Origin of the sequence: Mesorhizobium wenxiniae (assembly GCF_002284535.1) — a bacterium.
GTDB classification, from domain to species: domain Bacteria; phylum Pseudomonadota; class Alphaproteobacteria; order Rhizobiales; family Rhizobiaceae; genus Mesorhizobium; species Mesorhizobium wenxiniae.
This window is the reverse complement of sequence record NZ_NPKH01000033.1, coordinates 45,345-67,017: the sequence shown is the minus strand read 5'-3', so window position 1 is coordinate 67,017 and position 21,673 is coordinate 45,345. Positions and strand designations below refer to the sequence as shown.

The following is a 21,673-nucleotide window of genomic DNA, read 5'->3' as shown; positions in this document are numbered from 1 at the left end:
ATTACGCGGCGGAGTTTCAGCTATGCGATTCGACTGGCAGGGGCGCAAATTCCTGGAACGGCATTTCGGCATTGTTATCGCAATTGGCCTGGTTGCAGGGCTGTCTGCCTTGGCCGCGCTGGGCTACACGCCTTAAGCCTCGGATTCAGCGCCAAATCCCTAATGTAAGCGAAAAGCAACGGTGCGACGCAACCAGACCGGCGCCACGTGCATTTCAATGCATGACGATGTTTCGTCCCGATATCCCTGCAAAATGCTGCGCTTATTGCGGCGGGCGCCACCACGGCTACGAAGACTGCCCGAAGCGGAAAGCTGACGCCGAACAGCAGAAGGAGCCGGATGTCGATCCAGCCCCAAGCCCGGCATCGGGGATAGAAAAGGCCGACAAAACCGCAGCCTGAACCATCCCGTTGACTGGATCCAATCGGACGAACCCGGCCGCTGCCGAGCGCCTATCGTTTCTGCTGCGTATGCCCAACGGCATTGGCGAAAGAAATGTCGCCCTTGATCTCGCGCATGGCCATCGAGGTGATCGTCCGGCGCACGCCGGGCAGGCGGCTGAGCTCGACGCGCAGCATCCTGTCCAGCGCCATCATGTCGACCGTCACGATCTGCAGGAGATAGTCGGCCTCGCCTGTCGTGGCGTGGCAGCGCCGGATCAGCGGGTGCGCCTGGACGGCGGCCTCGAAGGCTTCGGAAAGCTCGAAATCGATCGACACCTGGATGAAGGCTTCGATGCCGAAGCCGAGTTTTGCCGGGTCGATCCGTGTCGAGTAGCCACGGATGATGCCGGCGTCCTCCAGCGCCTTGACCCGCTTCCAGCACGGCGTCTTACTTAAACCGACCTCGTCGGCGAGCACAGCGAAGGAGGTACGCGCGTCGCGTTCCAGCGCTGCGACGATCTTCCGGTCAAGGGCATCCAGCACCAAACGTTCTCCAAGACGGCTTCATGAATGGGTGTTCGTCCTTCAATTCTCGCTATTTGAATAACAGAATGGAACAATGTTCAAGCCAAAAGCGCTTATTCTTCAGGCTCGGATGCCCTCAACCGACGACGGGCCGGGCAAAGGAGCAGCTGCCATGCACAAGCCGGACTATTATGCCCGCATCGAAGCGCCCGAGATGCGCGACTACGGTGTCTACCTCAGGTGCGACAAGCTTCTCGCCTGCCAGAAGCCGCTGGCCGAGATGGTGAATGCCGACGAGCTGCAGTTCCAGATCGTCCATCAGGTCGAGGAGCTGTGGATGAAGCTCATCACCTACACGCTGGTCGATGTCGTCGACTTCCTCGAACAGCAGAACACGCATCGCGTCGTTACGCTGATGGGGCGCGTGCATCGGCTGATGCGCATGATGACGGCGCAGCTCGACCTGCTCGAAACCATGTCGCCCAAGGAATACCAGGAGATTCGCCTGCAACTCGGCAATGGCAGCGGCCAGGAATCGCCGGGCTTCAAGCTGCTCTTGCGCATGCCGCCGGACCTGTGGCGGGCCTTCAAAGCGTCCTATCTCGATGGTCGCGGGCTCTCGGTCGAGGATGTCTACGATATCAGGTATGATCACGGCGACAGCTATGTCGTCGCCGAGGCGCTGATCGAATTCGACGAGCTGTTCCAGAAATTCCGCGCCAATCATCTCTACCTCATCCACCGTTCGATCGGGCTAGGCTCGAAATCGCTCAAGGGCCGGCCGGTCGAACTGCTGCAGGCCGGCGCCCTTCATCGCTTCTTCCCGGAGCTGTGGGACATACGCTGCGAGATGACCGACCGCTGGGGCAGCCAGTACGGGACGGTGCGGGCACCGATCAGCCATCCGGAGGCGGCAGCCGAGTAGGCCGCTTCGCGCCCCGCCGGAGTCTCACGGCTGATAGCCGAGGCAGATGGCGCCGAGTGCGACGATAGCGCAGGCGGCGATGCGCCGGGGCGTCAGCACCTCGCCGAGAAACAGCCAACCGATCAACGCCGCGAAGATGACGCTGGTCTCCCGGATCGCCGTGATCGGGCCGGCCGGCCCGAGCGCGAAAGCGGCGACCACGAGGCCGTAGGCCAGCAGCGCGAACACGCCGCCGCCGAGCGCCTTAAGCGTTTCGGCAGAGCGAACATCGACGACGAGCCGGCCACGGAAGGCAATGAAGACTGCCGGCAGCAGGGCACCGTAGATCAGCAGAACCCATGCGGTGTAGGCAGTGGCGCTTCCCGCCTGACGAACGCCGATCGCATCGACCGTCGCATAGGCGGCGATGATCGCACCCGCCGTCAGCGAATGGAGGATCGATGTGATGTCTGTCCGTCCCTTTCCCAAGGCAAGGCTCATGATGCCGCCGGCGACGAGCCCGACGCCGACGATTTGCGGTATGGCGAGATGCTGGTTGGCCAGGAGAAATCCGCCAAGTGTGACCAGCAGCGGCACGCTGCCGCGGACGATCGGATAGACCTGGCCCAGTTCGCCGTTCCTGTAGGCGGCCACCAGAAACATGGTGTAGCCGACCTGCAGGCAGGCCGAGAGCACGACATAGGGCCAGGCATGGGGTGCCGGAAACGCGCTGGAGATCGCCAACGGAATGGCGACCACCGTGCTCGAAAAGCTCATCACAGTGACAGTCCACAGCCTGTCGGCTCCTGTTCGCAGAAAGGCGTTCCAGCTTGCATGCAGGATTGCAGCAAGCAGGGCCAGCCCGATGACCGTCGCGCTCATGGCGCGGTCATGGCGCTGGGAGCAGCGATGATGCTGAAGGCAGCCTTGCGGGCATCGCAAATGGCTGTGTCGGCCTGTCCCATCTCAGCCATGAGAGTTGCCCCCTCGATGAGCATCAGCAGCGCCGCCGCCGTGCTTGCGGCTCGGTCGGGCGGCATGATGTCCTCGAGGATGGACTGCATCCTGCGCCTGAGGCCGTTCTTCTGCCCGGCGACGGCCTTGAACACCGGGTGCTCTGGGTTGCCAAACTCTGCCAGCGCATGCGCGAACAGGCAGCCGTGGAAATCGGCGCTGCGAAACCAGCGCTCGTACCAGTCGAAGATGGTCGCGATCTTCTGCTCGGGCGTGACGGCTTCTTCCGCAAGGCGATCGAGCTGACGGTCGAAACGCCGGGCGCGATAGTCGAGCACCTGGACGATCAGATCGTCCTTGCTGGGGAAGTGACGATACATCGTCATCTTGGCGACCTCCGCCTCGGCGATGATCCGGTCGATGCCGGTGGCATGGAAGCCGTCGCGCTTGAACAGTGCATAAGCGGTTTCGACGACGTACCTGCGCTTGTCGGAGCCGAGCGGCGATGATGAGATCATGGTTTGTGCCCCAAGCAGTGAGACAGGTCTGTCTATTCACTAGGCGAGGAACTCCTGTCGGTCAAGGCCGTCGCCGGATCCTGGTGGTGAACGCAAAAAAGCAGCGGCGCTGCATCGATCGCAGCCGGGCGGTTTATTCATGAGGAGATAGGGCATAGAAAGCTTCGGCCGATGTCGGACTTGCGGCCGACCGATCGTCCTTGGGTCGAAACCGTCGCAACAGCTGGGAGAGAGACATGCCGTCCGAAGTCCTTCAAACGCCATGGCAGACCGCCGCAATCCTCATTGGCCGCCTGATCTTCGCGGCTGTCTTCCTGATGGCGGTGGCCTTCAAGTTCATGGATATGGGCGCCACCGCGGGCTACATCGCCGCCGCCGGATTTCCGTTCCCGTTGTTTCTGGCCTGGTGCGCGGCGCTGCTCGAAATCGTCCTCGTGCTGTGCTTCCTGACCGGCGCTTTCTTCTCGCAGGCCGCTCTTGTCGCCGGCGCCTATGTGCTGTTCCTCGGTTTTGCGTTCCACGGGCCGTCGCACTGGGCCGGCAACCAGGCCGAATTCGGCTTCTTCGTCGATCATTTTACTTTCCTGGCCGGGCTGCTGTTTGCCGCAGTGCACGGGCCGGGCCGCGTGCTGACGCTGAACCGGCATTCGCCAGATCCTGATCCGGGAGTTGCGGTCGCAAAGTACGGAGCAGGCCGGCGGCGTAGTACGATATATTTGCCGCCCCTAATGTTTCGGCTCGGCGAAGATGGACTTGTATTGCCTCTGTACTTGTGACTTTGAACGCGATAAGCAAGACGCGGGTCTTTGGGGGGAATTCATGAACATCGCCACGCGTTTTGCTGCCGTCATGGTCGGCACGTCACTGCTTGCCGGCTGCACCACGCTGACGGAAGGAGAGTTCAACACGATGCATGCCACACTTGAAGGCAGCCCTGCCGTGAAGCGCATGGTCATCAAGGACTGCATTGCAAGAGAGAGAGCCACGCCGCTCGGCGAAAAGAAGACTTACGCCGCGATCATGGATGTGAGCGTGGCAAAGTACGAGACAGCCTTCTGCAGCCGTATCAGCAATGCCCTTGCCAATGGCAGGCTGACCTACGCCGACTATGTGAAGCTGCATTCGCCCACCGCCGACAACAGCAAGGTCATCAGGATCATGCAGGGCCGCTAGACTGGCCGCCTTGGCGCGTCAGTTCTGTTCGCCGCCTCACATCTGGTCGTTGTAGGGTTCCTTCATCTGGCCGACCATGCGCGCCAGTTTCGAGAACGACGGCATGTCTGCCTCCGGCTGGCACTGATTGGCCAGTTCCAGCAGCCGGATCGGGAAGTTGACGGCATCGCGGCTCGACGCCGACATGCCTTCGGACCGCTCCTCGCTGGTCTCGCTGGCTTCGGCCTTGCGCAAGGCGATGTCTATCTCCTCGACCGTCAGCACGCCCTTGCGGACCAGGACCTGATTGATCGATGCGACGGCCATCAGCAGGCCTTCGAGTTGCAGATTGGCGACATTCATGGCTTTGCTCCCATTGGCAAAATTGCAAACGCGCGAACGCCGGTTCCGATCCGGACAGCTGCAGCATATCGCGGCGCGGGGCCGAATTTTGGGCCGGCCCACGAGATTTCGCTTGCTTTGTGACGGCAGCTATGCTAGGAATATAGTCATGGTGCTGAGTTGCGCCAACGACCCGCCCGCCGAGGCGGGTTTTTGTTTTTAGCCTTCTCGAACGTTTGTGCCTGTGTTGCCGATATCAAATGTCGGCGGGACAGCACCCCCTCTGTCCTGTCCTGCCGGACAGAGGGGGCGCGAAGGATCGCGACGCTTCCCGTAACGAATACTGCACCTCCCAGAGACCCCCAATGTCCAACCGTTATGCCACCATCATCATCGACGATGACGGCCGTGAGGTGGTCAGCGCCATCGGCCAGTTCGAGGGCGTACCCGATGCGCGCCGCGGCCGGGTCGAGCCGGTCGCGGACGGCGTGCGGATCGGCATGGTCCGGGGCGGTACCGTCGATGCGGTCGGCGGCTTTGGCTTTGCCGTGGGAGCACATGGTCTCGACGCCCGTGCGGTTGGTATGGTCCGCGCCAGGCTGAAACAAGTGTCACGACCGGCCGCCGAGGCGACCGAGGGCGAGACCGGCGCCGCCAGAGCGCCGCGCGCCAAACCCCGCAAGAAGCCGCGTAAGGCCCGAAGGGCTGCACGGCCGGCGGCGAGCAAAGCGGCGAAGTCCGACACAGCCGGGGGCGCTGCGGCCGAGATCGGGCCAGCCGAGCCTGTCGGGGCCGCAGCCAATGACTGACAAAGCTTCCGCCGCCAAGTCGCCCGGTCGCGTCAGGCGCAAGCCGCCCGGCACACCGGCGCGGCCGCCGGCGCCGCGCCCGAAGCGGGCGAAGAAGACGCTGGGCGATGGTTTCCTCGAAGCGATCCGCGCCGATTTCCGGGCGCATGGCGCCGGCGTCATCGCTGAGGTTCGCACCGAAAAGCCCGACCAGTATCTGAAGATCGTGCTGTCGGTATTGCCCAAGGATCTCGGCTCCAACATCAACACTCTGGATGGATTGAGCGATGACGAAATCAGGCAGCGCATCCGCGGCCTCGAAGCCGTCCTCGGGCCGTTCCTCGCGGGCCTCGGCGGCGAAGAAGGAATATCTGAGCCTGCTCAGGGAACTGGACCGCAGACGCCGCACTAACCAGCTTGCCGCCTACCGGCCTTACCTCAGGCAGGCCGAGTTCCATGCGGCGGGCGCGACCAACCGCGAGCGGCTGTTCATGGCCGGCAACCAGCTCGGCAAGACAAGGGCCGGCGGTGCGGAATGGGCAATGCACCTCACCGGCCGCTATCCCAGGTGGTGGCAAGGCAAGGTCTTCGACGCGGCCGTGCGGCTGTGGGCGGCCGGCGTTACCGGCGAAGGCACGCGCGACAACCCGCAGCGCATCCTGCTTGGCCCGCCGCAGCAGCCGGCGGCCTGGGGCACCGGCATGATCCCGGCCGACGCCATCGTCAGCACGATGGCGGGACGGGCGCCGGGCGCGTTCGACAGCGTCGTGGTGCGCTGGGGCGGCGGCGGCGATGTTCAGGCCGATGAATCGGTGCTGTCGTTCAAGAGCTACGAGAAGGGCCGCGAGAAATGGCAGGGCGAAACGCTGCACGGCGTCTGGTTCGACGAGGAGCCGCCGCTCGACATCTATTCCGAAGGACTGACCCGCACCAACGCGACCGGCGGCATCACCATCGTCACCTTCACGCCGCTGCTCGGCATGTCGGATGTGGTGCTGCTGTTTTTGTCGGCGGAGGAGGTGGGGACGATGGGGCGGGGGTGACATCGCAGGACTTGTGTTCCTCGCCCCCGCAGAGCGGGGGGAGAGGTGGCCGCGCAGCGGACGGAGAGGGCTTTCGCAGGCGTCTTCCGGTAAGCGAGACTTCTTTTTACCATTCCCATCTGGAGGGACGGGCGTCCCCCTCTCCGTCTCGGCTTCGCCGAGCCACCTCTCCCCACTCCGTGGGGCGAGGAACCAAAGCTTTCCAAAGGCCAGCCATGACCCGCCACGTCACCTTCATGACCATCGACGATGCCGAGCACTACACGCCGCAGCAGCGCGCCGAAATCATTGCGGCCTATCCTGCGCATGAGCGCGAAGCGCGGGCCAAGGGCATTCCGGTGCTCGGCTCCGGCCGCATCTTTCCGGTGGCCGAGGAGCTGATCGCCTGCGAGCCGCTCCGGCTGCCGCGCTACTGGCCGCGGCTCGGCGCGCTGGATTTCGGCTGGGACCATCCGTCGGCCGCGGTCGAACTCGCCTGGGATACCGAAGCCGACGTCGTCTATGTCACCAAAGCGTGCCGCGCGTCGCAGCAAACGCCGGCCATGCAGGCGTTGACCTTGAAACCGTGGGGCGAATGGCTGCCCTGGGCATGGCCGCGCGACGGCCGTCGCGAGACGCTGGAAGGTGCGGGCGTAGCACTTGCCCGGCAATATGCCGCGCATGGGCTGAACATGCTGACCCGCCATGCGCAATTCCCAGACGGCTCGGTCTCGGTCGAGGCCGGGCTGATGGAGATGCTGGACCGCATGCAGAGCGGCCGCTTCAAGGTGTTCTCGACGCTTCTGCCCTGGTTCGAGGAGTTCCGGCTCTATCACCGTAGGGATGGCCAGGTGGTGAAGCTGCGCGACGATTTGATGGCGGCGACGCGTTACGGCGTGATGATGCTGAGGGAAGCGGTGGTCGACCCGGCGGAGTTCAAGGCGGCGCGGCGAAAGGCCGGGCAGAGTGATCCGCTGGGGGCGTTTCGGTAACTCGACGGCAACCACACACCATGACGGCCTCATGACCCTCCGCATCATCCCCGCCACCTTGCGCGACCTCTCCTACATCGCCGCCAATCTGCGGCCGGAGGACCGGGCCGAGATCGACTGCCAGCTCGACGCGTGGTCGCCGGCGCTGCTGGCGCTGACTGCGCTGCAGGGGTTTGCCTATGTCGCCGAGCTGGACGGCAATCCTGAGGCCGGCTTTGGCGCCGCCGAACAGCGCGGCGGGTTGTGGATCGCCTGGAGCTGGGGCACGCACCGCATGAAGCGCTGCGTGCCTGGTATCACCGAGTTCTTTCACGCCGTGCTCGGGCCGAAGGTTGCCGCGCGCGGCGCCTGGCGGGTCGAGGCGCGGGCGCTCGCCGCCAATGAATTGGCGCTGCGCTGGCTTATCAGGCTTGGCGCCACGCAACGCTGCCGCCTGCCGGGTTACGGCCGCAACGGCGAAGATTTTTTGCTCTACGACTGGACAAGAGAAAGCTGGAACCATGTGCCTCTTCCAAAAGCCGCCGGCGCTGAAGCCGCTGCCACCGACACCGACCATCGCCGACAAAGACGTGCAGGCGCGCGAGGCGGCACTCAGGGCTGAGCTCGAACAGCGCCAGGGCACCGCCGGCACGGTCAAGACCGATCTGTCGCCCAGCGACCTCACCGGCCAGCGCCGCGTGCTGCTGGGGGTGTGATTATGGGGGCGCGATGAAGCAGGTGTTCAGGAATCGCAGCGGTTTGCCCTGGTGGACTTGGCGGCGGCTGGCACGGTTGGTGAAGAGGTGACAGGGGTGATCTCCCCCTTGAGGGGGAGATGTCGCCGAAGGCGACAGAGGGGGGTCGCCACGCGTAAAGCGCCCACTTTGATCTGCCGCAGGAGGCCGCGTCCGGTCGCGCCGACCCCCTCTGGCCTGCCGGCCATCTCCCCCTCGAGGGGGGAGATTACGCCCTCCGCGCAAACGCCCACACCATCAGCGGGTATTCCTCGTCGTTGCTGAGGTCGCGCCACAGGCCGTAGGCGCGCACTGGGCCGCCGATATGGGCTTTTGCGCAGGCTTTGTTGCCCCAGCCGAACACTTCTATCTCGGATTCCGGGAAGCCGCCTTCGACCATCATCTGCTTCAGGCCGGCGGGAGTCCAGCGGTCGTGCGGCCTGGCATGCACCCTGAACAGGAACGGTGTGGCCACCATCGCCCAGCCGCCCGGCCGGGTCATGGCATGGATATTTTGCGCGGCGGCAAGCGGCTGTTGCACATGCTCCAGCACCTGGTCGGCGATGACGACGGAATATTGCCGGTCGGTGCGGTCCTTGCAGATCAAATCGACCGAGGTGTAGTTGGAGCACATCGTCTTCCAGTAGCGGTTCCAGCCGGGCGAAACCTCGATCACGTCAGATGACTTGCGGCCGTCCGCCTCAAGTAAACGCGGTGAATGCCTCGATCTGCCTGATGCGCAGCCAGTTGCGGGAGTCGTAGCCGATCAGCCGCTTTGCAACCTGCTTGCTTCGCCTCGTCAGGACACCGGGTAGGCTCTCCGTCATTGTCACATCGACCTCCTTAAAGGCCCGCCGCGCCTCCCTTGAACATCGCAAGAGCGGACAAATTCGACCGCCCTAAAATAAGCTCAGACCACCGAAGAAAGAATGCCATGACGAGCGATTCCCGCGCCCACGATATCCTGTCGCGACAGGCCGAACTGGAGAGCGAGCGCAGCCAGTATGAGGCTGTCTGGGAGGCGGTGTCGGAATTCTGCGACCCCGACGCGCCCGATGTCTGGAGCGGGCGCCGGCAATCCGGACCTGACTCGCAGGCTGAGCGGCAGGAGCGGCGGGGTGCGCGTGTCTACGCCAACACCATCAACTCGGCAGCCAACCGGCTGGCCGCTGGACTGGAAAGCCTGATCATCCCGCAGTCGGAAAAATGGCACGGGCTGTCGACCGCCGCCTTGAACGACGAAGAGAGCGACGAGGAAAAGGAATGGGCGGAGGCGCTTCGCGATTTCCTGTTCTCGCTGCGCTATTCCGCCAATTCGAACTTCGTGCCGGCAACGCAGGCCTGCCTGCGCAACGTCGTGCGCTACGGCCCGGCCTATCTCTATGCCGAGGAGGGCTTTGCGCCCCATACGCTGATCCGCTATGCCTCGATCCCCGTGGTCGAGGGCTATCTCTGCCGCAACCGCTGGGGTCAAGTCGATATTTTCCACCGCCGCTCCGAGCGCACGGCGCGCCAGGCCGCACAGATGCTCGGCTAGGAGAAGCTGCCGGCGCGGATCAAAATGCTGGTCGATGATCCCGCCAAATGCGAGACCAAGATTTCGCTGATCCAGTGCATCCAGCCGCGCGACGAGCGCAAGATGTATCGGCTGGGCGGATCCTACCAGTATCTCGACACGGCCTTCGCCTCCTATCACGTCCTCGAGGACGAGGAGGTCATCGTCAGAGAAAGCGGTTTCCGCTCCTTCCCGGTGTCGTGCTTCAACTGGCGCCGTTACGAGGGCGACCCCTACGGCATTTCGCCGACCATCGAGGCGTTGACCACGGTGCGCGAAGAAAACGCCGTGCGCCGCTCCGGCCTCAGGGCCCTGCAGCAGGTCACCGATCCGGCGACCGCTTCGAAGGCGCGGCTCGACTATGTGCCGGTGCTCAATCCCGGCGAGAACTATCCCGGCCTGATCGACGATCAGGGACGACCGCTGATTGCGCCGATCGCTACGGGGCAGAACCCGACCTATGCGTTCAGCTACGCGGAAAGCCGGGCCGAGGAGATCCGCGACATGATGTTCGTCAATCTGTTCCAGACGCTGGTGCAGAACCCGCAGATGACGGCGACCGAAGCGCTGATCCGGCAGGAGGAAAAGGGCGCGCTGCTCGGACCCTCCGGCTCGATCATCCAGGCCGGTTTTGCCTCGAATCTCGACCGCGAGCTCGGAATCCTCGAGGACAAAGGATTTTACGAGGAAGACAGCCGCTTCCTGCCGCCGGCGAGCCTTGCCGGCAAGACGGTGCGGCCGACCTTCACCGGCCCGCTCGACGTGCTGCGCCGCTCGGCCGAGGCGCGCGATACAATCCAGGTGGTGACCACGGCCATGCAGATGGCGCAGTTCGACGCGAGCGTGATGGACAATATCGACGGCGACGAGGCGCTCAAGATCGTGCAGAGCGCCGGCCGCAGTCCGCAGCGGATCTTTCGCCGCCAGGACGAGGTTGCCGGTATCCGCGATGCCAGAGCCAAGGCGCAAGCTGCGCAGGCCGGCATGGCCGCGATCGCCAACGCCGGCAAGGTGGCCAAGGATGCCGTGCCCGCCGCCGTGCAGGCGCGCGACAGCGGTCTGCTCGACAGTCTCGGCGGGCTGATGTCGCGGGGCGGCGAGGGCGGCGCATGAGCGGCAAACGCTTCGCCCATTCGAGCTAGGCCGGCGGCCCGGCCAAGGCGCAGGATGCGCTGACCAAGGCCTATCTCAGGGTGTTCTCAGGCCAGGACGGCGAGATGGTGCTTGCCGACCTGACGGCGGCGACCGGCTATTACCGCCGCCCGTCCTATGGCGAGTGGCTGGCCAAGACGAAGACGCCGAACGGCTTCGAACTGCACAGCGCACTGAGCAATGCACGCGCCGAAGTGGTGCAGCACATCATGGGGTTCCTGACGCTGGACGAGGCGCAGCTGGCGGCGCTGGAGAAGGCGGCGAGGCTGGAGGAGGTAGGGCTGGCGGCCGCCCCTTCTCCCCCTGTGGAAGAAGGTGGATCGGCGCTTTAGCGCCGAGACGGATGAGGGGTGCTGGAAGAAATGAGGGGCTGGCCATGCTGTGGCCGTGGCCTATTGGGATGAGGGCTGTCCGCCAAACTGGAACACCCCTCATCCGACTTCGCTCGGCCACCTTCTCCCACAGGGGGAGAAGGGGTCAACGGACTATGCTCAATAGTTGCCGCTGTAATAGCGGTCGTCGCAAGGCGCCGTGTAGATGCGGCCGTAGCGATCCTGATAGCGGCAAAGCTGTTCGCCGCGCCGCTGCGGCGTTGTCGCGCTGCCCACGACCGCGCCCAGCAAGGCGCCGCTGGCTGCACCGATAACCGTGCTCTTGGTGTCGCGGCCCAGGGCCTGGCCGACGAGAGCGCCGCCCGCGCCGCCGACCAGAGCGCCCGTGGTCGCCCTCTGCTGGCCTTCGGTCTGCGCACATCCTGCCAGCGCGGCAGTGACAAGCAGGGCGGCAATGGCTTTGTACATGGTCATCGTCTGATACTCCGTTGAGGCCTATGAACTAATACACCGGCTGGTTTTGCCAAGTGTTTGCCAAGTGCGGTCGCATTGCGGCGGAACAGCGGCACCATGCCTCACGAAATAAGACATGGTTTCTTTCGTCTTGACGGCCAGGGCCTCCGGCTCGGAAAGCTCATGGTCAAACAAAAAGATCATAAAGATCAGGGTCAAACAAGACGATAGGGTCAGGCTCTATCGAAATGATCAGGCTTCGGCCGCAACGATTCCGCTCGCGGCGGGTCCAGCCGATCCCTCAAATCCCCCAAGAATGGAGAATGCAATGACCCGAGGTCTCCCCCGGACGCTTTCCCGTGCCGCCGCCCGAGAGGCCGGCCTTGCCCCGCCCAAGGCCGGGCTTGCCGCCAGCACGAGCGGGCAGGGCGGTTCCTTCCGCACCGTCTTTTCGCTCAACGCCATGCAGGTGCCGGTCACCGATGCGCTTGCCTATGCCAGCCATAAGCTTTTCGATTTCCTCGGCGGCAAGATGCGCATCAAGGGCGGCACCGCAAGGCTGCAATTCGCCGTGCTGACCAGCCGCGCCTCGACCATCAACGACAATGCGGCACTGACCTGGTCGCTCGGGTCGGCGGCGGCGTCAAGCGCTGCGCTCGCCGGCACCATGGTCAATGTGCTGGCTTCGACCGGACGTACGCTGGACGGTGCCGGTGCTGCACTGTCGACCGCTTCGATCGCCGATGTAGCGGCGGCTTTGACGCTCGATGGCACAGTGACGCCGGCCGACCTCTATCTCAACCTTGCCCTCGCCGCCGGCACCGATATCGACGCCGACGGCATGCTGGCCGTTACCCGAACGATCACGCTGCTGTGGGAGAATTGGGGCGATAACGCGTAGCGTTGATCTCCCCCCTTGAGGGGGAGATGTCGCCAAGGCGACAGAGGTGCGACCGGGCCCGACCTCAGCGACAGATGGAGGTTTGCGTTCCACGCGTTGGTACCCCCCTCTGGCTTGCCGGCCATCTCCCCACAAGGGGGAGATACTGGGCCCCACCACCGGCTCCTATCATCAGCCTTTAACCTCAACAAAGGAACATCTCATGACAGATCTGGCAGACGCCGGGTCCGTGGTGGCTTCGCCACCGGCGGGCAACCTTGCACGGCCACCGGCCAACGGGGACAACGGGTCCGCCCCGCCGGCCGACAAGAGTTGGTTTGACGGTCTTTCCGAAGGCAACCGCAAGCTCGCTGAAACCAAGGGCTGGACCCAGCCTGAAAGCCTCGATCGGGTTTTCACATCCTATGCGGAGCTGGAACGGCAGCAGGGCGAGAGCCTGCGCATTCCCGCAGCGGACGCACCTGGGGAGGACTGGGACAGGTTCCATGCCCGGTTGCCTGAGGCGATGCGCCCGCTGACATCGCCCGACAGAGTCGAGTACAGGCGCCCCGACGGGCTTCCCGAAGACTTCGCCTATTCGGACGAGCTCGCCAACGCGTCCAAGGCCTGGGCGGTCGAGGCCGGCGCCACCCCGAAGGTGGCGCAGGCCTATCACGACCGCTTCGTCGGCTACATGGCCGAGCAGGCCAGGGTGCAGCAGATCGCCCTTGCCCGTTCGGTCGAGGCCACTCACGATGACTTGGTCAGGGATTGGGGACCGACCGACAGCGACGGCTTTCGTAGGAGATTGGAGGTCGCCAACCGGGCGATGAAGAAGCTCGGCCTGGTCGATGCCTACAAGGCGAAGGGCATCCTTCTGCCTGACGGCGCCTTGACCGATCCGCAGATCGCCAAGGCGTTCCACGCCATCGGCGAGGCGATGTTCAGGGAAGACACGATCGACGGCGGCGCGGCTTTGATCGGAGGCAATCCGTTCAAGCGCAACGCCGCCGGCGAACGCAACCTGACCGACATCTCGGCCCTCGTCAGAAGCGATCCCGTTCGCGCCCGCCGGCTGGCACGCGAGGCCGGCGAAAACCCCGACCTGTGGATGCCCAACAACCCCCTCTAAAGCTGTGTCGATATTCAGGTGATGCCGGCCTGCAAACGACGGCTTTCTGCGCTTCCGGTGCTCACGGACCAGCGCATGACCCCGGAAACCGATTTCGGTTTCCGGAAAGGATCATGCGCAAATGCAAAGTGTTAGAGCGTCCTTTTGCGCGTCCAATAGGACGCGCGGCGCTCTAATGTCCGTTTCGCTCCGGTTCTCGGAAGCCATCTGTTTGGTCGCTTCGCGCCCGTCTTCGACTCCGGCTCGGCCTGACCTGAATCTCAACACACCTTCTCCGCCAACCAAACCTGAAGGAAGAGAAAAATGGCAGACGCCTATACCCGTGTCGCGGACGCGATCGTTCCGTCCGTCTATGCACAATACTCGTTCGAGGAGCACGTACAGTCGCTCGAGATCTACCAGGCCGGGATCCTGTTTTCCGACCCGGCCATCGCTTCGAAGCTCTCCATGGGCGGGCGTTCCGTCGACATGCCCGGCTGGAAGGATCTCGGCAACGATCCGTCCGAGCCGGTCAATGACGATCCGGCCGATTCGATCGAGTTGAAGAAGATCGGCGCGCGCCGCGAGGTCGCCGCCCGCAATGTCCGCGCCCAGGCCTGGGGCATTCCGGACCTGACCAGCATCCTCGCCGGCGACGACCCGCAGAAGCTGATCGTGCGGCGCCAGACCGACTATTGGCAGCGTGCCAACAAGCTGACGCTGCTCGGCATCCTGAAAGGGGTGCTGGCCGACAACATCGCCAACGATGCCGGCGACCTGGTCCGCGTCACCGGCGCTTCGATCGTCGACACCGACATCATCGAGGCCGCCTATCTGATGGGCGACCGCGCCGACAAGTTCAAGACGATCTGGATGCACTCCAAGCAGATGAAGGCGCTGAAGCTCGCCGACCTCGTCGACTATGTGCCGCCGTCCGAGCAGGGCGGGCCGCTGATCCCCTATTACATGGGGCTGCGGGCCGTCGTCGACGACGATATCCCGGTGGCGGCGGGCGTCTACACGGCCTTCATGTTCAAGGACAAGGCAATCCTGTGGAATGAGCTGCCGGTCAATACCGAAGGCGGGCCGCTGGAGTTCGACCGCAAGCCGCGCCAGGGCCATGGCGGCGGCGTCACCGAAATGGTCGGCCGCAGGCATTTCGTCCCGCATGTGCCCGGCACCCGCTTCCTCGACGCCTCCTCGGCCGGCGAATTCGCCACCGACGCCGAGTTGGCGCTGGCGGCGAACTGGGACCGCACCGCGTCGAGCGTCAAGAACATGACTTTCATCGCGCTGAAGACGACCGAGGCCTGATCGGACCGGAAGGGGCGGGGGTGAAAGAACTCCCGCCCTTTCTGGACAAGCGGTTCGCCGAACCGCCCTATCTCTTTGTTTATGCGCAATTCGGGACGGAAAACCGTTCACACTTTTCCTGGAATTGCTCTAGATCGCCAATGTGGCGAATTTCAAGTTCACCCGCTGCGCTGCACCAGAGTGAAACAAGACTTGGGTTCGCAACATATTCATGTTGCACTTTAATCAATCGCCGTCACCAAATGGTTACAGAAATGGGCGATGCTGCTTTATCTTGGCAAGGAGGGTAACCATGAACATGACATACAAGGCAGTTCAGCGAGTGCTGCGAAAAGCGGGCATTGTCATAAGCAAAAAGGGCGAAGTTCACCGCATAAACTTCTTCAGCGGTCTGGAAAACACCGCCTACTATACGACAAGTCTTCAGGAAGCCCTGGACCGGGGTTTGGCGATGGCGAGAGGTGCCGGGAGGCTGCAAGCAAGCGCCGTTGCCAAGTCGGCCGAAACAGGGGCTCTCGACAAGCGCACGCTTCGGCTGATGCCGCAGTAATTCAACTCATCGCCGCGTTGCGCGGCGATATCGTGAAACTGCAATAGCCACAATATTACGTCTTTTCCTCGCTCGAACGACGGATAACGCCGCGACGCTACCCGCTTCCTGACGGGTGGTGGTTGGCGTGACGGGTTCCACGCGCGAGACGTGCGAACGTTTTTCTCAAGCAAAAAATCACCAGCGGTTCATCGTTTCACGGAAACGCCGAACCGCTCCATCTCTTTGTTTTTGCGCAATTCCGGACGGAAAACCGTTCACACTTTTCCTGGAATTGCTCCAAATCCTCAGCCGCTACGAAGCGGCTTTTTGCCGTGGGCCCATGCCTGCTTTTTCCGATCCACACAGACGGAGCCTAAAATCATGGCCATCACCCCGCTCGACATCGCCAACATGGCGCTTGGCGTCCTCGACGAGGCGCCGATCGACAGCCTTGATCAGGACGTGAAACCGGCCCGCCTGCTCAATCTGCATTTCGACCTGACCCGCGAGGCAGAGCTGACGAAACACGCCTGGGTGTTCGCGATCCTGGCGGCCGCCGTCGCCGGGTCCGATACCGGCAGTGGCGCGGGCACGCTGAACTTTGCCTATGAATTGCCGGTGGACTGCCTGCGGCCTTTGCCGCTGACCGATAATGGCGAGCCGGATGGCGTGCCGATCGCGTGGCGCCAGGAGGCCGGGCTGATCTATTGCGACCGGTCGGGGCCGCGTCTCATTCGCTACGTCGGCAACCTCACCGATCCGAACGACTGGGACGCGCTGTTCACCGAAGTGCTGGTTGCAGCGCTCGCCATCAAGATCGCGCATCCGCTGACCCACAAGGCGGGCATGATCGACGTCGCCCGCGGTGCCTATGACCGGGCGCTCGACGCGGCATTCCAGTCCAACGCCATCCAGCGTGGCGGCAGGCTACACGCATCAACCCTCGCAGGAAGTCCGCGGCATGCACCGGCATCGCATCGCCGGCTCGTTCTCAGGTTCGGCATGGGGCATCGTTGAAAGCGCCGTGGTCACGCCGGGACAGGACGGCAATGATGATCTCTGGCTGTTCGTCAAGCGCACCATCGGCGGAGTCACCAAGCGCTATATCGAAATCAAGACCATTCCGTTCGAATATAGCGAGATCGCCGACGCGTTCGAAGTCGATTGCGGCCTGACCTACACCGGCGCAGCAGTTACAACAGTAGGCGGCGCAATACATCTCGCCGGCCTGATTGTGGACGTGCTTGCGGACGGGAAGGTCTACCGCGGCCTGACGGTCAGCGGTGCTGGCAATGTCACACTCCCGGTTGGTTCGCCCGCCGCTGCTAAATGGCAGGTCGGGCTTCCATACGAGGCCGGCGCCGATACGCTTGAGCTTGATGTCGGCGGCAAGGACGGGTCGGCTGTCGGACGCCGAAAGAAGGTGGCGGCGGTGATCCTGTCCTTGCTGGAGACCGACACGACCGGGCTGGAAATCACGTCGTTGATGCGCGGCCGGTGGGAGCCGGTTCGTATCCCCTCGATCGTTTCGCCCAATGGCATGGCCAATCTGTTCACCGGCAATGTCGAGGTGCCGATCGAGGACAGCTGGGAAGGCCAGGGCAGTGTGAAGATCCGCCACACCAACCCGACACCCTGCACCATCCGGGCGTTCACGCCGGTGTTCGATGCCGAGCCGTAGTTGAAACTGCCGATCTCCCCCCTTGAGGGGGAGATGTCGCCGAAGGCGACAGAGGGGGGCGGCACGTCCTGACGCAGCCTCCTATCGCGGTCAGAGGATGCCGGCGCTTCACGCGAGACGACCCCCTCTGGCCTGCCGGCCATCTCCCCTCAAGGGGGAAATCAGGGGCAACCGCCGTTTTCCATCACCCTCCTAAAAGGACTTTCCTGTGACCCCAATCCCCGATGACAAGCGCCGCGCCGCCGCCGCGCAAAGTGAAGCCTGCGTCGACATCGCAGCATTTGCCGACGAGATCAGCGCAAACGCCGCTTCCCTCGACGAGCGCTGGCGCATGGCCCAGTGGCTGATAGAACAGCTGCGCCAGCAATTGTTCGACGCCGATGCCTTGCGCCGCGCCGTCGCCACCGCCAACAGCCAGTTCGACGCCGCCGGCGTTGCCAACCTGAAAATCAACCTGACTGCCATCCGGCGCGCCGCCATAGCCGGGCGGCGAGCGGCAGCACCCGCTCGTCTCAGCGCGGCGGCGATCCAGGCCGACAAGATGCTTCTGTCCCTCCTCAGCCCCGGCGGCGCGCTCGACCCGCGCCCTGCGCTCGGCGCGCCGGTTGGAGGCATCACGGGCAGATTTTCGCTTCGTGGCCGAGGCCGCGGCTGACCATGTGCACACTTGCCCTTATCGGCACGGCTCTCTCGGTTGGCGGCGCGCTGGTCGAGGGCCAGCAGTCGAGGCAGATGGCCGACTATCAGGCCAAGGCCTATGAACTGCAGGCGCGGGCCGACGCGCAAGCCGCGGCCTTCGAACAGGGCCAGGAGCGCCACAAGCAGGACCTCTTGCTGTCGCAGGCGCGCGCCCAGGCCGGCGCCTCGGGCGTCGCCATGGCAGGCTCGCCGACCGAGGTGCTGGCCGCCAATGCAAGGCAGGGCCAGCTCGACATCAAGGCGATCCAGTACGGCTCGCAACTGCGCCAGAACAATCTAACCACGCAGGCCGCGATCTCGCGTTTTTCCGGCAAGCAGGCGGCGGCGGCCTCGATCTTTAGGGCAGGCGGCAATCTCGTGTCGGGTCTTTCCGGCATCTACGACCCGAGCAAGGCCGTGACGTTCGGCAAGAGCGCCTTTCCGCAGGCGCCGGGCGGAGGGCTTTACTGATGGCGACCATCCCCCTCCAGCTTGCCCAGCGCCGGCTCGATACCGGCAGCGTGGTTTCCTATCCCGATGGCTCGCCGATCGGCGCCGCCATGCAGGGTTTTGGCGACGAGCTCTCCGCAGTCGCCGAGCGGTTCAGGCAACAGAAGCAGCAGCAGGACGCCTTCGACGCCGAGGTCATCGGCCGCGAGTTGAACGGGCAGATCGCCCAGGCCGAAAACGAGGCGATCCGGAATGCGCCGGCCGACGGTCGTGGCCTGCACGACGCCATGTATGGCCAGGTCGACCCGCGCACCGGCCAGGTGATCAAATCAGGCCTGTTCGACACGCTCTTCGACGGCACCCTGCCGAAAGTGCCGGAGAGCGAACGCGCCAACTTCATCAGGAAAAAAGAGGCTTTAAGGCTGGCCGGCTCGGCACGCATGGCCGCACAGCAATATGCGCGCCGCCAGGACTATGAGCAGGCCGAATGGTCCAAGGCGCAGGACTCGTACACAAGCGCCATCGCGCAGAGCGATCCGGACGACACCGCAGCGTTCGAGGCGATCAGGCAGAGCGGGTTCGACTTCATCGCCAAGATGGGCAACCCGGTCGCCAGGCAAGCGGCCGAAACTGCCTGGCGCAGCAACACGGCAAAAGCGCTCGCCCAGGCGATGATCGCCAAAGATCCGGGCCGCTCTGTTGAACTGCTTGGCGCCGAGCCTGCCGCAAAGGCGACCATCGGCGCGATCAACGGTGAAACCACCGGCGCTGAAGGCGGCACCGATCTGTCGGCGAAAAACCCGAATTCGCCCACTTCGGGCGATGACCGCCTTGCTGATCTCAGGCCCGACGATAGGGCTGCGCTCGCCCGGCTGGCCGGCGCCTCGGTGGCGCAAAACTGAGGTCCGCAACCAGGCGGCCGCGCTAGATTTTCTCTTTACCTGCCCCTGTTGCATTGGCCGCAGGCTTTTTCATGGGAAAACCCAAAGTTCCTGAAATCGCCGCTGGCAATGCACGCAGGTATGTGGTCGTTTCCAGGGCAATAAGAGCGACGGCGGCCTTTCTTACAACACAGGCTTGTGGTTCTGGATTTTAAATTCTCAAGCGCTGATGCGATCATTGGAACGGAAATCCACCTGGCCCATGCAGGCTTTTCAGATGAAGGACTGAACTTACCTTGTTGCGCTTAGATTCTTATCCGATGCTGGCAAGGATCGTTTTTCCGGTGACGTTGGCCGGCGTTCTCCTGCTCACTCTTCTGCCGGCGCGGTTCTTGCCGGATTTTGGCACGGCCGTCACGCTTTACGATGACAAGTTGCATCACGCCATCGCCTTCGCGGTGCTGGCGGCCCTGGGAAGCCTCGGCTGGCCGGGACACAAGGCAAGGCTGGTTGTTCTTCTCGCCTTTACCGGCGCGGCGATCGAGGTTCTTCAGGGCGCCCAACTGATAGGGCGCGATCTGGATGGGTTCGACTGGGTAGCCGACTGCGCCGGCATGGCGTTGGGGCTGACAATCGCCGGCTGGACAAAGCGGCGCGTTGTCGGATTGCCATAAAGCGGTTTTTGCGCGCCCCTTTTCTTTCAAGACAAGACCCCGGCTAAACCAGCCGCATCCCATCGATTGCACCTCCCGCGCCTAGGCCGGAACCTTACGCAAAACCCCAGATACCCCGGACCGCAAGCTATCCTGAAGCGCATGGACGTCAAGGCCACATGGTTTTCGATCTGCATTTAGAGACTGGGCAGCTGAGGAAACTATTTCCCGCGTGATGTCGCAGAGATGGCCCTGGCTCATACGATCTCGAAAAAGTGGAGGCCGCCTATCGACGAGGTGACCTTTTGGAGAAACGGCGGGAGATGATGCAAAGTTGGGCCGACTTCGTATGAAGAACAGTGTCGCCGCATCAGAAGCATGAAGGCCAAACTCCGGCCGTCGAGGAGGAAATCGCTGCTCCTCAATACCACCCTGATCAAGAAATTTTAGGTGGTGGGCTTTTCCGTGTTGCAGGGGAGCGACAGAGCTATCAACGGGCGTGAAAGGTTTTTAATGAGCTTACCAATAGCGAATACTCGTTTCCCAAAAGCGTTATAAGTAAGTTTTCACTGCCGGAAAAACTCGAAAGAGTCCGTCATTCATATTGGCATGAGAAAGCTTATTCCGAACGGTTACCAATTCGGAAGCAGGAGCTAATCGCGCTAGAAAAGTTCAAGGCAGCTGCTGCGGACATAGTCAGGGTCCTAGAGAAGACGCATCGGGGCCGTTCGATCGATCCGATCCAGGGATACGTTTGGGCAAATGTCCGAGATGGTTTGAAAAGTCATCTGCAAGATTTTGATCGAGGGCTTCCGATCATCCACGAACACCTAAGGTCGGATTGCTAAACTGCCTGTACCGCTGGGCAAAAAGGGCCGGCATGAGCATGTTCACATAAACAACGCGACCGCCAGGCTTTGCAGGATGTGGATAGAAATCGGCGGCAAGGCGATAGAACGGAATCCAGGAACCGTTGGAAAGGGGCGGGCAATCGAGTCGTCCATCTCGGCCCATGCCTCATCCTCGTATGTTGGCCATAGACCCCGATGCCGAGATTAGGCACGTACGGTCTGCTCTGCGGCTAGCCGCTGTCAAGATTCAAAAGCCTACAAAAAATGCGCCAAACTCGGGCGACATTCTGAAGGGAGATTTTGTCGACACATGTCTCATCCAGTGCCATCCATCCGCTGCCGAAATGAAGGAGCGAGGCGTGATGAGGAAGGATTTGAACAGCAACGGCTACTTGCGCTTGGGGGATGTCATCGGCCTGACGGGCTGCTGCCCATCGGTCGCTCGAATTGGTAAGGGCGGATCGCCAACAAACGCGCCCCCCGCCCCGTCAAATGCGGGCGCCTTAGCTTGTGGCGGATAACCGACATTGAACGGCTGCTCCGAGATCCGGATGGCTACTTCGATGCTCCGATGAGGAGGCTACCAAGTCATCTTGACCCGCTATCCCCAGGCCCCCCGACGGTTTCGTCGAGAGGGTGGTGATCTGGAATCGCTACCCGTTGCCTATTCCGGTTTGACCGAAATAGTGTCCCACGTTACCGAGCAAATCCCAGAAGCCGGTGATGAAGTGGCGAGTTCGGCGTGCCCGTCCGTGTCCACGGCTGCTCTGCGCGATGCTCTGGCAGAATGCCACAGCAAGCGCCACCCAGCTTTTGGTGCGTAGTTGGAAGGAGAAGGTGCACTCGTTTGTACCTCC

The 21,673-nt window shown here is 63.1% G+C and carries 23 protein-coding genes and 5 pseudogenes; 22 read left to right on the top strand and 6 right to left on the bottom strand.

Annotated features, from left to right (window positions below):
• Nucleotides 1-452: 452 nt before the first annotated feature.
• Nucleotides 453-926: an Lrp/AsnC family transcriptional regulator gene (locus CIT31_RS25555; protein ID WP_029351781.1), complete on the bottom strand. Its 474-nt coding sequence runs from the start codon at nucleotides 924-926 to the stop codon at nucleotides 453-455.
• A gap of 154 nt (nucleotides 927-1,080) precedes the next feature.
• Here CIT31_RS25555 and CIT31_RS25550 point away from each other — a divergent pair, with 154 nt between their 5' ends.
• A complete protein-coding gene (locus CIT31_RS25550; protein WP_065009063.1) occupies nucleotides 1,081-1,833 on the top strand; it encodes a tryptophan 2,3-dioxygenase family protein in 753 nt (250 codons plus the stop codon).
• 24 nt (nucleotides 1,834-1,857) lie between these two features.
• Here the strand turns inward: CIT31_RS25550 and CIT31_RS25545 are convergent, their stop codons facing one another.
• Together CIT31_RS25545 and CIT31_RS25540 are read right to left on the bottom strand one after the other, a co-directional pair.
• Nucleotides 1,858-2,694, bottom strand: coding sequence for a DMT family transporter (locus CIT31_RS25545; RefSeq protein ID WP_095520878.1), 837 nt, complete (start codon nucleotides 2,692-2,694; stop codon nucleotides 1,858-1,860).
• Complete coding sequence (locus tag CIT31_RS25540) at nucleotides 2,691-3,284, bottom strand: TetR/AcrR family transcriptional regulator (protein ID WP_425350653.1); 594 nt, start codon at nucleotides 3,282-3,284, stop codon at nucleotides 2,691-2,693. Before CIT31_RS25540 ends, CIT31_RS25545 begins: the two co-directional genes overlap by 4 nt.
• 236 nt (nucleotides 3,285-3,520) lie before the next feature.
• On the opposite strand from CIT31_RS25540, the pseudogene CIT31_RS25535 reads away from it, so the two are divergent.
• A pseudogene (locus CIT31_RS25535) lies at nucleotides 3,521-3,925 on the top strand (DoxX family protein); the annotation flags it as partial.
• A 178-nt stretch (nucleotides 3,926-4,103) separates the two neighbouring features.
• Complete coding sequence (locus tag CIT31_RS25530; protein ID WP_095520876.1) at nucleotides 4,104-4,457, top strand: hypothetical protein; 354 nt, start codon at nucleotides 4,104-4,106, stop codon at nucleotides 4,455-4,457.
• 36 nt (nucleotides 4,458-4,493) lie between these two features.
• Here CIT31_RS25530 and CIT31_RS25525 read toward each other — a convergent pair whose 3' ends face one another.
• Nucleotides 4,494-4,799, bottom strand: a complete 306-nt coding sequence (locus CIT31_RS25525) for a hypothetical protein (RefSeq protein WP_023803842.1) — start codon at nucleotides 4,797-4,799, stop codon at nucleotides 4,494-4,496.
• A gap of 344 nt (nucleotides 4,800-5,143) precedes the next feature.
• Between CIT31_RS25525 and CIT31_RS25520 the strand changes: the two genes are divergently transcribed.
• The 6 genes and pseudogenes from CIT31_RS25520 to CIT31_RS35780 all read left to right on the top strand — a co-directional run bounded on the left by CIT31_RS25520 (nucleotide 5,144) and on the right by CIT31_RS35780 (nucleotide 8,275).
• Nucleotides 5,144-5,587: a hypothetical protein gene (locus tag CIT31_RS25520; RefSeq protein WP_095520875.1), complete on the top strand. Its 444-nt coding sequence runs from the start codon at nucleotides 5,144-5,146 to the stop codon at nucleotides 5,585-5,587.
• Nucleotides 5,580-5,978 (top strand): hypothetical protein, encoded by a 399-nt coding sequence (locus CIT31_RS25515; protein WP_245316462.1) that lies wholly within the window; start codon nucleotides 5,580-5,582, stop codon nucleotides 5,976-5,978. Before CIT31_RS25520 ends, CIT31_RS25515 begins: the two co-directional genes overlap by 8 nt.
• Entirely contained in the window at nucleotides 5,938-6,609 is a 672-nt protein-coding gene (locus tag CIT31_RS25510; protein WP_245316470.1) for a terminase large subunit domain-containing protein, read from the top strand. The genes CIT31_RS25515 and CIT31_RS25510 overlap by 41 nt, the downstream gene beginning before the upstream one ends.
• A 221-nt stretch (nucleotides 6,610-6,830) precedes the next feature.
• Nucleotides 6,831-7,580: pseudogene (locus CIT31_RS25505) on the top strand (phage terminase large subunit family protein); the annotation flags it as partial.
• A 31-nt stretch (nucleotides 7,581-7,611) separates the two neighbouring features.
• On the top strand, nucleotides 7,612-8,181 hold the full coding sequence (locus CIT31_RS25500) for a hypothetical protein (protein ID WP_095520872.1): 570 nt from the start codon (nucleotides 7,612-7,614) through the stop codon (nucleotides 8,179-8,181).
• Nucleotides 8,150-8,275 (top strand): hypothetical protein, encoded by a 126-nt coding sequence (locus CIT31_RS35780; protein ID WP_280950361.1) that lies wholly within the window; start codon nucleotides 8,150-8,152, stop codon nucleotides 8,273-8,275. The genes CIT31_RS25500 and CIT31_RS35780 overlap by 32 nt, the downstream gene beginning before the upstream one ends.
• Before the next feature lie 247 nt (nucleotides 8,276-8,522).
• On the opposite strand, the pseudogene CIT31_RS25495 reads toward CIT31_RS35780, so the two are convergent.
• Nucleotides 8,523-9,120 (bottom strand): annotated as a pseudogene (locus tag CIT31_RS25495) (methyltransferase domain-containing protein).
• Nucleotides 9,121-9,227: 107 nt separating this feature from the next.
• On the opposite strand from CIT31_RS25495, the pseudogene CIT31_RS25490 reads away from it, so the two are divergent.
• Both CIT31_RS25490 and CIT31_RS25485 read left to right on the top strand, forming a co-directional pair.
• Nucleotides 9,228-10,961 (top strand): annotated as a pseudogene (locus CIT31_RS25490) (portal protein).
• Nucleotides 10,962-11,041: 80 nt separating this feature from the next.
• Complete coding sequence (locus CIT31_RS25485; RefSeq protein ID WP_245316461.1) at nucleotides 11,042-11,332, top strand: Bbp19 family protein; 291 nt, start codon at nucleotides 11,042-11,044, stop codon at nucleotides 11,330-11,332.
• A gap of 159 nt (nucleotides 11,333-11,491) precedes the next feature.
• On the opposite strand, the gene CIT31_RS25480 is transcribed toward CIT31_RS25485, so the two are convergent.
• Nucleotides 11,492-11,806, bottom strand: a complete 315-nt coding sequence (locus CIT31_RS25480; RefSeq protein ID WP_029351756.1) for a YMGG-like glycine zipper-containing protein — start codon at nucleotides 11,804-11,806, stop codon at nucleotides 11,492-11,494.
• A 307-nt stretch (nucleotides 11,807-12,113) separates the two neighbouring features.
• Here CIT31_RS25480 and CIT31_RS25475 point away from each other — a divergent pair, with 307 nt between their 5' ends.
• From CIT31_RS25475 to CIT31_RS35350, 11 genes and pseudogenes are all read left to right on the top strand, one after another.
• A complete protein-coding gene (locus tag CIT31_RS25475) occupies nucleotides 12,114-12,686 on the top strand; it encodes a hypothetical protein (protein ID WP_095520996.1) in 573 nt (190 codons plus the stop codon).
• A 202-nt stretch (nucleotides 12,687-12,888) separates the two neighbouring features.
• A complete protein-coding gene (locus CIT31_RS25470; protein WP_095520871.1) occupies nucleotides 12,889-13,797 on the top strand; it encodes a hypothetical protein in 909 nt (302 codons plus the stop codon).
• A 303-nt stretch (nucleotides 13,798-14,100) separates the two neighbouring features.
• A complete protein-coding gene (locus CIT31_RS25465) occupies nucleotides 14,101-15,090 on the top strand; it encodes a Coat protein (protein WP_095520870.1) in 990 nt (329 codons plus the stop codon).
• A 292-nt stretch (nucleotides 15,091-15,382) separates the two neighbouring features.
• Nucleotides 15,383-15,640, top strand: coding sequence for a hypothetical protein (locus tag CIT31_RS25460; RefSeq protein WP_095520869.1), 258 nt, complete (start codon nucleotides 15,383-15,385; stop codon nucleotides 15,638-15,640).
• 363 nt (nucleotides 15,641-16,003) lie between these two features.
• Nucleotides 16,004-16,639, top strand: a complete 636-nt coding sequence (locus tag CIT31_RS25455) for a phage connector family protein (protein WP_245316460.1) — start codon at nucleotides 16,004-16,006, stop codon at nucleotides 16,637-16,639.
• Nucleotides 16,584-17,303 carry a phage tail protein gene (locus tag CIT31_RS25450; RefSeq protein WP_245316459.1) on the top strand — a complete coding sequence of 240 codons (720 nt, stop codon included), beginning with the start codon at nucleotides 16,584-16,586 and terminating at the stop codon, nucleotides 17,301-17,303. The genes CIT31_RS25455 and CIT31_RS25450 overlap by 56 nt, the downstream gene beginning before the upstream one ends.
• 208 nt (nucleotides 17,304-17,511) lie before the next feature.
• The gene (locus CIT31_RS25445; protein ID WP_095520868.1) at nucleotides 17,512-17,958 is read left to right on the top strand and encodes a hypothetical protein; all 447 of its coding nucleotides are present in this window, start codon (nucleotides 17,512-17,514) and stop codon (nucleotides 17,956-17,958) included.
• Between the two features lie 2 nt (nucleotides 17,959-17,960).
• Entirely contained in the window at nucleotides 17,961-18,452 is a 492-nt protein-coding gene (locus CIT31_RS25440) for a hypothetical protein (RefSeq protein WP_095520867.1), read from the top strand.
• Nucleotides 18,452-19,333, top strand: a complete 882-nt coding sequence (locus CIT31_RS25435) for a hypothetical protein (protein ID WP_206073413.1) — start codon at nucleotides 18,452-18,454, stop codon at nucleotides 19,331-19,333. Before CIT31_RS25440 ends, CIT31_RS25435 begins: the two co-directional genes overlap by 1 nt.
• Before the next feature lie 299 nt (nucleotides 19,334-19,632).
• A complete protein-coding gene (locus CIT31_RS25430; protein WP_245316458.1) occupies nucleotides 19,633-19,986 on the top strand; it encodes a VanZ family protein in 354 nt (117 codons plus the stop codon).
• A gap of 157 nt (nucleotides 19,987-20,143) precedes the next feature.
• Nucleotides 20,144-20,318 (top strand): annotated as a pseudogene (locus CIT31_RS35350) (integrase); the annotation flags it as partial.
• Nucleotides 20,319-21,673 lie beyond the last annotated feature (1,355 nt).